The following is a 12,896-nucleotide window of genomic DNA, read 5'->3' on the forward strand; positions in this document are numbered from 1 at the left end:
TATGAGTAAATTTCACTATAACTGTGTGTCATTAGTTATGCATCTTTAAACTAATTGACACTAGATGAAACTGATCTATTAAACGATAAAAGTGCTCTATAATGTTATAAAAATTACCGTAACGTTAAAGCAGGATGACTAAATGTATAAAAGTCTCGTCAGTTTGGCAGTTATTGCCAGTATTACCGCACCGACAGCATTTGCTGCTGAACAAGGTGAAAATGTAGAGCGCATTGAAGTAATTGGTTCACGTATTGCCCTGCGCACAGCAACTGACAGCCCTACGCCAGTTGATATTATTACCTCTGAGCAACTTGAAGCGACGGGTATTACTGAAACCGCTAAAGCCCTTCAGTTTGCCGCGCCAAGCTATAGTGTGCCGTTTTCATCCATTACTGATGGTAGCGATGCAGTACGTCCGGCAAGTTTACGAGGCATGTCGCCAGACCACACTTTAGTGTTAGTGAACGGTAAGCGCCGTCACGGTTCTGCCCTAGTGCATTTATCAGGTACTGTGGGCAAAGGGTCGTCAAACGTAGACTTAAACGCCATTCCGATGACTGCGATTAAACGCATTGAAATTCTGCGTGATGGTGCTTCTGCTTTATATGGCTCAGACGCCATTGCCGGTGTGATTAACGTTGTACTAAAAGACAGCGCCGAAGGCGGTAGCATTTCAACCCAAATCGGCCAAACCTACGAAGGTGACGGTGAGCAAGTCCGTGTAGGTGTTAACCAAGGCTTTAGCTTTAGCGATGATGGCTTTGTGAATGTGTCTTTAGAAGCGCATCAAAAAAATGCCACCAACCGTGCAGGTCTTGATAGCCGTCAACAATACCCAACGTTAGCAGATGGTAGCTTAGATCCACGCGAAGAAACCTTTGATCGTCAAAACCACCACGTTGGCGACAGCGAATATGAAAACTATGGTTTATTTGTTAATGCTGAACAAGCCATTAATGACACCAGTAAAGTGTATGCTTTTGGTGGCGTTAGCCAACGCGAATCTACCTCTGGTGCTTTTTACCGTCGCGCATTAGATTCACGTAATATTATTGAAGTATACCCAGACGGTTATTTACCGCAAATTAGCCCTGAGATCCTCGATTACTCATTTGTTATGGGTTATGACGCTGAATTAGGTGATTGGAACATTGATGCCTCAGCCGGTTACGGTAGCAACAGCTTTGAATACCATGTTGAAAACACCATTAACGCCTCTTTAGGCCCAACCAGTCCAACTGATTTTTATGCTGGCACCCTGTCTAATAGTGAGTTAAACCTCAATCTTGATGCGTCTACTTATTATGATTTTTACAATGATTCAGAAATCATGGTCGCAACCGGTTTTACTTTCCGCGAAAGTGGCTATGAAATTGAAGCAGGCCAAGAAGAATCATACATTCAAGGGGATTACGAAGATAAAGCGGGTGGAAGCCAGGGTTTTGGTGGTTTTACTGAAGAATCAGAAGTGGATGAAGACCGTACCAATACCGGTATATACATCGAACTTGAAAACCAGCTAACCAATGATTTTTATTGGGCTGCTGCAGTGCGTTATGAAGACTATTCAGATTTTGGCAGTAACACCAGCTGGAAGTTGTCTGGCCGTTATGACATTACTGACAATGTTGCACTACGTTTAACTACAGATACGGGTTTCCGGGCACCAAGTGTACAGCAGCTTTACTTTACCAACGTATCGACTTTCTTTGACCCTGACCCAGTAACCGGTGAGTTTGTACCACGCGAATCAGGCACCTTTAACCAGTTATCGCCAATCAAAGATGCATTAGATATTCCAGATCTTAAAGCTGAGGTCTCGCACTCATTCAGTGCGGGTTTAGTGTATAACGGTGGTAATGGCTTTACGGCGACTTTAGATGCGTATCAAATTAACGTTGATGACCGTATTATTTTATCGGGTTCGGTAGACCAAGAAAGTTCACCTGTGATTGCTGAAGCCTTAGCCGGTACCAATGCCGACTCAGCGCGTTTCTTTATGAACGCAGTTGATACTGAAACTCAAGGGGTTGATTTGGTCATGACCCAGGAGTTTGATCTTGGCCAATTTGGTGATGTGAGTGCAAACCTTGCTTATTCATACAAAAAAACCAAAATTGAATCAATTAACTTACCGTCTATTCTTGATGGGTTAGAAGATGAGCTATTTGATCGTATTGAAGTTATCCGTATGACTGAAGCGACGCCTAAAAACACCGGTAATATTGGCTTTACTCATCGTTATGATGACTTCACCACTAACTTACGTTTTAGCTATTTCGGCAAATACACCGTAGGCTATTCGTCAAGTGAAGTAGAATATGACGCAAAATGGGTAACAGACATCAGCACGCGTTACCAAGCAACTGATTCATTAGCGGTAACACTCGGTGTACAAAACTTGTTTGATACCTACCCAGAGAAACGTCCTGAAGACAATAACTTCAATGGTATTTTTGTTTACCCATTAACCAATACACCATTTGGATTTAACGGTGGATATTACTACTTAGATCTACGTTACACTTACTAAACTCACTTTGAGATTAGGTCAAAACGAAAAAGCACCGATGCGTCGGTGCTTTTTATTTAACTGTATTATACCCAAACAACCTGAAGATGCTCGATTTCAGCAAGAATTTACACGCGTTTAGGCAAGGCATTGATTGCGAGTAATGGTTGTTCCCTTTCCAAAATCAATAACACAGCATAAACGCGTATAAAACTTGCCCTTTGGGAGTTTCACCGTGTTCCCACTACGTTGTTGCGTTAATTTATAAGGTACCCACATTACAGCATTAACGCGCCTAGTATTGAAAACACGGTGAAGCTCTGAAACACGTATCTTCAAGTTGATTGGGTATAAAGGTTATGTTTCAGTAATGGCTTATAAACTAGAGCCGATAGAGTTTTTCAATATAGTCTTTCGCCACACTGTCCCAGGTGAAACGTTGTTTAGCCGCATTTTTAGCTACCTTTCGCCATGTCGGTGTACCGTACAAAGCCAGCACTTGTCTAAAGCGCTCAACCAATGCTTCACTTTGCTCTGGTAAAGATGCACCCGTAAATGCCCAACCACTGACATTGTCTTCAATGGTATCTTTGAGTCCACCCACAGCATGCACTAAACATGGCTGCCCTTCCCGCATCGCCAGCATTTGGCTAATACCACAAGGCTCAAATGAGCTAGGCATTAAAAACAAATCACCTTGTTGATATAAACGGTCAGACAATAACTCATCATAACCATGCATAAAGACCAGATTATCAAATCGCGCCGCGACCGTTTGCAAATCCTTGGCAATTTGATCATCACCACTGCCTAACAACAATAATACCCCATTAGGTTGCAGTTGCTTAAACGCTTGCAGCAATGCTTCGAGTACGGTGATATCAGACTGGCCATTGGGGCTGTCATAAGGTTGTAGCAATAGCAGCACTTTTTGCTCTGTTAATCGGCCGACAGAGGTTAATAAAAATGGTGTTTGAGCACCTTTTTCAGCCAGACTCATTGCCAGTTTTAATTGTGATATGCGTGATAATGCAATGCTGTCTAACGCCGACACATGCTCTACTTTTGTTTGCCAAGATAAAACGGCATTTTCAGCTAACGTGAGTAAGTCCAACACGGTATTATCTGCAGTTGATGTTTGCGTCTGTGAACTGTCGTCATACATGCAACCATTTATAATGCCGATTAATTGTTGATGTTCGGCTTTAAGCGCTAAATCGGCTTCTAAACCTTCACCGCCAAAAAAGCCCTTTTGATGATCGGACGGCAATAACACTTCTTGGGCATAAGTCGGTGACACTAAATGCACTTTATCACTTAGTACAATCCCCATTCGCATTGGATTAATGCAATTGGAATAACGCGGGTCATAAATACTTTGGTTAGCGACAGGCTTAAGCTGACTCGCATATTGCGGAAACCAAGCTTGAAACGATGAATGATCGCCACTAAAAGGCCGTACACCTTGCAGGGCTAAATTATGAATGGTGTAAATACACTCCATGGAATTGAGGCTATCAAAATAATCGACGCATTTTCTGAGCATTGCCACCATGGCAGCATGCCAATCATGCAAATGAAGTACATCGTAACGCGGTAAAATATTGTCGACTAAACACGTAGCAACACTGAGTGAAAACAAAGCAAACTTGGTTGCATCTTCTGCAAATGGGCGGTCATGGGCACCATTACAATACACTTGGCCATTATGATTAAATAATGGATGGTCAAATAAATACACCATCGGCGGATTAGTTTGCAGCTGTTGGGGCTGTAAATCTGCCTCTGACATCCTGCTGATGGCAGAGGCATCCGTTTTATGTGTGGGTCTTGGCATGCAAAACACTTTAACGGTGTGTTTTGAGCCTGCAAAATCTAACGAAATATTAGCAAAATGCTTAGCATGGTAGTGTTCAGCCAAAAAACCATAATTTGGCATTGCGACATCAGCAATGACTCCACATTGTGCTAATGCAGGCGGTAGATCACGGATTACATCCGCCATCCCGCCAACTTTCGCCCCATACAATGCATCGTTTTCTGCTGCCACCAGCAAAACGCGGTTGACATTTTCTTGGGTCATTCAGGGTTCCTTATTAGTAACCTTCGGGTAAACCGAGCATTTTACGGGTCACCAAGGTGACCCCCTTCTCTGACACTCTAAATCCTCGAGCGATATCATGCTCTTTGCTGTGCCCAATGAACGTGCCTTCAGGAATGATACAACCTCGGTCAATAATTGCATTTTGAATATTACAATTTTTTAATACCACGACATCAGGAAGCAGTACCGAGTCTTTAACCGATGAGTAAGAACACACTCGGACTTCGTCAAACAATACGCTGCGTTTGACTTTGGCACCAGAGATAATACAACCGCCTGACACGATTGAGTCTACGGCCATCCCGCGGCGATCGTCATCATCAAAGACAAATTTTGCCGGTGGCAATTGCTCCTGATAAGTCCAAATAGGCCATTTAGCATCATATAAGTTCAGCTGTGGCGTAGGTGACAATAGCTCCATATTCGCCTGGAAAAATGAGTCAAGGGTACCCACATCTCGCCAGTATGCTGGTTGCTCTGGTACCGCGCTGGTAAATGGAAAAGCGTAAACATTAAATTGTTCAATGATGGACGGAATAATGTCTTTACCAAAATCGCGATCAGAGGCGACGTTGTCGGCATCTTTTTTTAATTGATCAAACAAAAACTTGGTATTAAAGACATAATTACCCATCGATGCCAAACACTTTTCAGGATCATTAGGCGTAGGTTTAGGGTGCTCAGGTTTTTCTTGAAAGCCAATCACTCGCATATTTTCATCAACTTCCATGACACCAAATGCCCCAGCGGCTTCAGGTATGGGTGTTTCTAAACAACATACCGTCATATCGGCACCCGACTCGGCATGTGCAGCCAATAAACCGGCATAATCCATACGATACACATGATCGCCGGATAAAATCATCACGTATTTTGGGATTTCATGACGAATAATATCGATATTTTGAAACACGGCATCGGCAGTTCCTTGATACCAATTACCTGACGTTTGTTGCGACGCCGGTAAAATCTCAACCGATTCACCCAGTTCTTTTTTAAAGTGGCCCCAACCACGTGTAACATGTCGTATCAGTGAGTGAGACTTGTATTGTGTCACCACACCCACACGACGAATACCTGAGTTAATACAGTTTGATAGCGGAAAATCGATAATTCGAAATTTACCCCCAAAGTACAACGCAGGCTTTGCACGCCAATCGGTTAACTCATACAAACGCGAACCACGGCCACCAGCAAGAATAATTGCATAGGTATCACGGGTTAAATTACTAATATAACGAACATTACTCATAAACAGACTCCATTCGGCTTTTAATCAAAAGCCACGATTATTAAGCATCTATCCACGTTCACTGTGTTTATGTAGCGGTGCGAACACCGCCGGTTTTTCAGTTTACTTTTTCATCCAGATATCGTCGCGGTAGCCCGCTATGGTGTTATCACTAGAGAAACGGCCACTGGCGGCGCTGTTTCTGATACTGATTTGTTGCCAGGTGTCCTGGTCTAAATAGGTTTGCGCGACTTTTTCTTGTGCAATGCGATAGCTCTCAAAATCTGCGGCGGTCATCCATTGATCGTATGGGTCGATAATTGAGGCAATAATATGATCAAAGATACCCGGCTCAACCAAATTAAAGTGACCACTTTTAAGCATACTCATTACCCCACTGAGGGCTTCAGATTGAGCAATAATGTGTTGTGGTTGATAATTCACTTTGGCTTGTGCTACTTGAGCAGCGTCTAAACCAAACAGGAAGAAGTTTTCGTGCCCCACCTCTTCTAACATTTCAATGTTTGCGCCATCTAACGTACCAATGGTTAATGCACCGTTCATCATAAACTTCATATTGCCCGTGCCCGAGGCTTCTTTCCCTGCGGTAGAAATTTGTTCAGACAAATCGGTACCAGGACAAATTTTTTCCATTGCACTGACATTATAGTTTGGTAAAAATGCCATCCGCAGATAAGGCGTCACTAATGGGTCTGAGTTGACCATATGGGCAACACTGTTAGCTAATTTGATGATTTGTTTCGCCATGGCATAACCCGGCGCAGCTTTACCGCCAATTAACACACAACGCGGTACCATGCCTTCGGTATCACCATTTAAAATACGACGGTACAAATGAATCACATGCAAAATATTTAATAGTTGGCGCTTGTATTCGTGTATGCGCTTAACCTGCACATCAAACATCATGCTTGGGTCAAATTTAACTCCGCATTCTTGTTCAACAAATTCACTTAACGCTTGTTTATTTGCGAGCTTAATTTCGGCCCACTCCTTCACAAAGGCTTTATCGCTGGTAAAGGCATTTAATGCAGCAAGGCGTGATAAATCAGTGATCCACTCTTTGCCTAAGCGACGAGTAATTAAACCAGCCAACTTCGGATTACAATAAGCAAGCCAACGCCTTGGAGTAACACCATTGGTTTTATTATTAAATTTCTCTGGCCATAATTGGTAAAAATCACTAAATAGACCGTCTTTTAATAATTGCGTATGTAAACCGGCAACGCCATTGACAGAAAAACTCGCGACGATGGCCAAGTAGGCCATTCTGATGTGTTGCTCTGGTCCTTCTTCGATAATTGACATACTCGTCAATTTTTCAATGTTTCCTGGCCAGTGATGTGCTACTTGTTCAAGATAACGAGAGTTGATTTCAAAAATGATTTCAACAATACGTGGCAACATGTATTTCATCATCGGCACTGACCATCGCTCTAACGCTTCAGGTAGTAGTGTGTGGTTAGTGTAGGCCATTGATTCACTGGTAATAGCCCAGGCTTCATCCCATGTGAGTTCGTATTGGTCAAGTAGTAGGCGCATCAGCTCAGGCACCGCAATACTTGGGTGTGTATCGTTAAGTTGCAAAACATTATGCTGGCTAAATTGGCTGAAATCTTTGCCATAATGGGCAACATAACGCGCTAACAAATCTTGTAAACTGGCTGACGATAAAAAATACTGCTGTCTTAATCTTAGCTCTTTACCATTCACACTGGCGTCATTTGGATACAGTACCATGGTGATTTGCTCGGCCAAATTTTTGGTGGCTACCGCTTCAGCGTAATCACCTTCATTAAACTCGGCTAAGTCAAACTCATCGTTTGCTTCTGCTTTCCATAACCGTAGCGTATTGATCCGGCCATTATTAAAACCTGGAATGGGCACGTCGTAAGGTACTGCTAACACATTTTGGGTGTCTGTCCATACATGATGCCGGCGTCCGTGTTTATCCACATAGTTTTCGGTATGACCAAAGAAAGGCACCGTGACAATTTTATGGGCAATCCTGACTTCCCATGGATTACCATGACGTAACCAACGATCGGGTTGCTCAATTTGATAACCGTCGACAATTTTTTGCATAAACATGCCATATTGATAGCGAATACCATAACCTGTTACCGATAAATCCAAGCTGGCACAACTGTCTAAAAAGCAAGCGGCCAAACGCCCTAAGCCACCATTACCTAAACCAGCATCATGTTCGACTTGCTCAATATCTTCTAGGGTTGTTGCGTAATCGGTTAATACGGCTTTAGCTTCGTCGGTTAAATTTAAACTCAATAACGCATTGCCTAACGCTCGGCCCATTAAAAACTCAAGCGATAAATAGGCCACTTGCTTTTGCTGGTATTGGTTGTCTTTAATCCGAGTTTGTCGCCAGTCATCTAACATTTGTTCTTTTACACTTTTACCCACTGCGGTAAATAGTTCTTCAGGATCATGATCATCACGGCATAAACCGTAACGAATATGCCGCGCAAGTGATGCACCTAAGGTATCACATGGTTCACACGTGTCTGCAGGGACCGCAGGCTCCACAATAGGATCCGCTTTTACCTTGGTCTTTTTAACTGGTTTTTTGCGTGGCGTAGAGGCTTTCTTTTCATTGGCACTTTCTTTAGCTGTGGTCATCCATCACTCCTTGGTAAATTCGGTATGAAATAACATTAAACTGCGATCGATTAGCTTCACTTGTTGATTGTTATCAACGGCAGGCTCAGAGGATTGGGTATGTATTAAACAGTGCCAATGCTTAAGGTGAGCGAGTTGCGGTAATGTGAACGTATGAGATTGATAATCTACATTGATGAGTAACAATAATGCTTCGGTACTTTCAGGCCCTGCACCGATATCTGCATGGCCTAAATTACCGGTAATAATGACACTGAGTGTGCGAGTATGGTGTTCGCACCAATGAGATTTGGTCATCACTTCACCTTGGCGATTAAACCAGGCTAAGCCATTGTCAAAGAGGGCTTCAGGTTTATGAATAAACGCCTGATGACATAACATAGGAAAGCGTTTACGTAAGCTAATCAGCTTTGCAGTGTAGCTCACCAATGACCAGTCAATCACATCCCAATCAAACCATCCAAGTGGGTTGTCCTGACAGTAGGCGTTATTGTTTCCTTGTTGACTTTGGCCAGATTCATCACCGGCAAGCAGCATAGGAACCCCTTGGGATAGCAATAGACAGGTGAGTAAATTGCGTTTTTGGCGTTCACGAATGGCGTTAATTTCTTGGTCATTGGTTTCACCTTCAACACCGTAATTATCACTGCAATTTTCTTGGTGTCCGTCGCGATTTTCTTCACCATTGGCAAGATTATGTCGTTGCTGATAACTCACTAAATCATGCAAGGTAAAGCCGTCATGACTAGTGATAAAGTTAATACTGGCAGAAGGACCACGGCCATTGTGCTCAAAAAAGTCACTTGAACCATGAAAACGTTTGGCAAACTCTGGAAGCATGCCACTGTCACCGCGCCAAAAACGGCGCATAGCATCACGGTAGCGGTCATTCCATTCACTAAAGGCAACAGGATAGTTACCGAGTTGATAACCGCCTGGGCCAATATCCCACGGCTCTGCAATCAGTTTGACTTTACACAATACGGGGTCTTGGGTAATGGCATCAAAAAAACCACTACCTGGGTCAAAACCATACACTTCGCGGCCAAGGCAACTGGCAAGATCGAAACGGAAACCATCAACGCCCATCACTTCAACCCAGTATCGTAATGAGTCCATGACTAGCATGAGTGTTTGTGGGTGGTTGAGGTTAAATGTGTTACCACAGCCAGTATCGTTAATGTTAAAGCGCTTATCATTAGGCAATAATCGATAATAGCTGGCGTTGTCTATGCCGCGAAAACTGTAAGTGGGGCCAAGATGGTTTCCTTCTGCAGTGTGGTTAAACACCACATCGAGTATCACTTCAATCCCAGCTTGATGTAGCCGCGAAACCATGTGTCTAAATTCGGCAATATCACCGTTTTTATTGGCTAAATATCCACTGTGTGGCGCCATAAATGCAATGCTATTGTAACCCCAATAATTATTCAGGCCTTTTTCTGTTAAAAACGGCTCATCAAAAAATCCGTGTACTGGGAGCAATTCCACTCCCGTCACGCCAAGCTCTTGCAAATAATCAATAACCGCCTGGCTCGAAAGCCCTGCAAAAGTGCCTTGTTTTGCTGTGTCGACTAATGGATGTTGCTTAGTAAAACCCTTAACATGGGTTTCAAATAACACACTTTTGTAAAGTGGAGTCTGTAAAGGCGCAATAGGTATATCATCAACAAAATCGTGATTAATCACTTGGCATTTAGGCATATATGCCGCGCTGTCCTGAGTATCAAACGATAAATCTTCTGTTGGATCATCAACATCATAACCATATAACGCGGGATGTTGGATTACCTCACCTACCAGTTTTTTTGCGTAAGGGTCGAGCAGTAATTTATGATGATTAAATCGATGCCCGAGCTCAGGCTGATACGGGCCAAACACACGATAACCATATAACAAGCCCGCTTTAGCATCCGCAAGATGGCAATGCCAAATTTGGCGGGTACTGTCTCGCATAATATACTGTGCAACTTCAACTTGTCCGCTAGGGTCAAATAGACATAACACCACCTTGGTTGCGTGGGCTGAAAACAACGAAAAGTTGACTCCATAGTCATCAATTGTTGCCCCTAAAGGATAGGGGTAACCACTGGTCATATCCATACTGAATCCCTACATGTAAATAAGCCTAAAGACTGTTTAGCGCTAATATTACTCAGCGGGTTCGAGTGCTTCTGGCACAAAAATAGTACAACCTAGAGGGGGAACAGTAATCACGATACTGTTATCCATACCCTGCCATGGCGTGGTTTGTGTTTCCAATGGGCCTTCATTAATCACATGACTGCCACCGTAATAGTGGTGATCGCTGTTGAGTGCTTCGGTATATTGCCCTGCACTGGGTAGCCCAAGACGGAAACCCTGATGCACTTGCGGAGACATATTCACTACAATTATCGCGTGTTGTTGTTTGTCTTTAGCGTAACGGCAGTAAACCAAAATGTTGTTGTCAGCATTGTTGCAATCAAACCAAGCAAACCCGTCACTTTGATGGTCACATTCGTATAACGCGGGGGTTTGTTGGTAAAGCTGATTAAGGTCACGAACCCAATCTTGCATGCCTTGATGAGGTGCAAATTCGAGTAAATGCCAATCCAGGCTTTGGTTATGATTCCATTCATTACGTTGAGCAAACTCATTGCCCATAAACAGCAGTTTTTTTCCTGGATGTGACCACATATAGCCATAATATGCGCGTAATGTGGCAAATTTTTGCCAATCATCACCTGGAATTTTGTGCAGTAAAGACCCTTTGCCGTGCACCACTTCATCATGGCTTAACGATAAAATGAATTGTTCGGTAAAGGCATACACTAAGCTAAATGTGAGCTCACCATGGTGAAAACGACGGTAAAGTGGATCACAACTGATATAACGTAACGTGTCATTCATCCAGCCCATGTTCCACTTAAACCCAAAACCTAAACCATTTTGGTCAGTTGCTTGAGTGACACCCGGCCATGCTGTTGATTCTTCTGCAATCATATTGATACCCGGAAAACACTGGTACATACGCGCATTCAACTCTTGCAAAAATTGAATGGCTTGCAGGTTTTCACGCCCGCCAAACTCATTGGGTACCCATTGATCAGCATTACGGCTGTAATCAAGGTATAACATCGATGACACCGCATCTAAACGTAGACCATCAAAATGGAATTCATCGAGCCAATAATGGGCATTACTGTATAAAAAGCTGCGCACTTCAGCGCGGCCATAGTTATAAATTAACGTGTCCCAATCAGGGTGTTCACCTTTACGTGGATCTTGATGCTCGTACAAACAACTGCCATCAAAACGCACTAGACCATGGGGATCGCGAGGAAAATGCGCCGGTACCCAGTCGAGTAACACGGCAATATCTTGTTGATGGCAAGCATCAATAAACGCTTTAAGGCCGTTTGCATCACCAAAACGATACGTTGGTGCATATAGGCCAACGGGTTGATACCCCCATGAACCGTCAAAGGGAAACTCGCTAATAGGCATCAATTGTAAATGGGTAAACCCCATTTCTTTTACATAGGGCACCAACTCATTAATTAACTGCACATAATCTGTGTATTCTTGGCCTTCATCGCCTGTTCTGCGCCAAGACGCTAAATGCACCTCATAAATCGACATTGGCTGATTATGATTATGGCTTTGGCTACGATCCTTAAGCCATTGCTCGTCTTGCCATTGATATAATGCAGGTGAAGGAATTTTAGAGGCGTTATGTGGCGATGGTTGCATCGATACGGCATAAGGATCTGACTTTACGACCACATGACCATGCTCATCGGTAATCGCAAATTTGTAATGCTGATCGGCTTCGACTTCAACGATAAAGATATCCCACAAACCACTCCCTGGATGAAAACGCAGAATATGTCGTTTTTGATCCCATGCGTTAAAATCGCCTATTAATGCGACTTTTTTAGCATTTGGCGCCCACACACAAAAATGCACACCAGTGACACCTTCATGTTCACGCCAGTTAGCGCCTTGAAAACGGTATGTCTGTAACTGGCTTCCTTCACCAAATAAATACACATCTTGTGGGTCTAATAAACTGTCGTATTGATATGGGTCACTGATTAGTTGCTCACAAAGTGGAAATTGTACCCGCAGTTGATAAGTAAAAGGTTTCACTCTGCGGCCCATTTTGCCGGCAAATAATCCCTGATCATTAAGCTGTTCAAGGCTCGCTACTTTACGGCCATCTTTAAAACTAATGACATCAATGGATATCGCACCGGGTAAATAACAACGAACAATTAATCCTTTGCCGTCATTACTTCTGTGCATGCCAAGCAATGAAAACACATCTGTGTAATCACCATTTAATAACGCGATATCGCTACCTTGATGAAAATATGCAGTTGCTACAGTCATATACAATGATC

The 12,896-nt window shown here is 43.2% G+C and carries 6 protein-coding genes; 1 reads left to right on the forward strand and 5 read right to left on the reverse strand.

The features are described from left to right. The first annotated feature begins 142 nt into the window (after positions 1–142). The gene (locus IEY48_RS00525; protein WP_188916387.1) at positions 143–2,536 is read left to right on the forward strand and encodes a TonB-dependent receptor plug domain-containing protein; all 2,394 of its coding nucleotides are present in this window, start codon (positions 143–145) and stop codon (positions 2,534–2,536) included. 361 nt (positions 2,537–2,897) lie between these two features. Here the strand turns inward: IEY48_RS00525 and IEY48_RS00530 are convergent, their stop codons facing one another. From IEY48_RS00530 to glgB, 5 genes are all read right to left on the reverse strand, one after another. Continuing rightward, positions 2,898–4,598, reverse strand: coding sequence for a glycogen synthase (locus IEY48_RS00530; protein WP_188916388.1), 1,701 nt, complete (start codon positions 4,596–4,598; stop codon positions 2,898–2,900). 13 nt (positions 4,599–4,611) lie between these two features. Beyond that, the gene (glgC, locus tag IEY48_RS00535; RefSeq protein ID WP_188916389.1) at positions 4,612–5,871 is read right to left on the reverse strand and encodes a glucose-1-phosphate adenylyltransferase; all 1,260 of its coding nucleotides are present in this window, start codon (positions 5,869–5,871) and stop codon (positions 4,612–4,614) included. Between the two features lie 102 nt (positions 5,872–5,973). Beyond that, the gene (locus tag IEY48_RS00540) at positions 5,974–8,508 is read right to left on the reverse strand and encodes a glycogen/starch/alpha-glucan phosphorylase (RefSeq protein ID WP_188916390.1); all 2,535 of its coding nucleotides are present in this window, start codon (positions 8,506–8,508) and stop codon (positions 5,974–5,976) included. A gap of 3 nt (positions 8,509–8,511) precedes the next feature. Continuing rightward, on the reverse strand, positions 8,512–10,611 hold the full coding sequence (gene glgX / locus IEY48_RS00545; RefSeq protein ID WP_188916391.1) for a glycogen debranching protein GlgX: 2,100 nt from the start codon (positions 10,609–10,611) through the stop codon (positions 8,512–8,514). A 48-nt stretch (positions 10,612–10,659) separates the two neighbouring features. Next, a complete protein-coding gene (glgB, locus tag IEY48_RS00550) occupies positions 10,660–12,885 on the reverse strand; it encodes a 1,4-alpha-glucan branching protein GlgB (protein ID WP_188916392.1) in 2,226 nt (741 codons plus the stop codon). Positions 12,886–12,896: the final 11 nt, after the last annotated feature.

The organism is Shewanella saliphila (genome assembly GCF_014648295.1).
GTDB lineage: Bacteria > Pseudomonadota > Gammaproteobacteria > Enterobacterales > Shewanellaceae > Shewanella > Shewanella saliphila.

Excerpts from the sequence above, each read along its gene's own strand:
- IEY48_RS00525 (WP_188916387.1), top strand. The coding sequence starts at position 143 with ATGTATAAAAGTCTCGTCAGTTTGGCAGTTATTGCCAGTATTACCGCA.
- IEY48_RS00530 (WP_188916388.1), bottom strand. The coding sequence starts at position 4,598 with ATGACCCAAGAAAATGTCAACCGCGTTTTGCTGGTGGCAGCAGAAAAC.
- glgC (WP_188916389.1), bottom strand. The coding sequence starts at position 5,871 with ATGAGTAATGTTCGTTATATTAGTAATTTAACCCGTGATACCTATGCA.
- IEY48_RS00540 (WP_188916390.1), bottom strand. The coding sequence starts at position 8,508 with ATGACCACAGCTAAAGAAAGTGCCAATGAAAAGAAAGCCTCTACGCCA.
- glgX (WP_188916391.1), bottom strand. The coding sequence starts at position 10,611 with ATGGATATGACCAGTGGTTACCCCTATCCTTTAGGGGCAACAATTGAT.
- glgB (WP_188916392.1), bottom strand. The coding sequence starts at position 12,885 with ATGACTGTAGCAACTGCATATTTTCATCAAGGTAGCGATATCGCGTTA.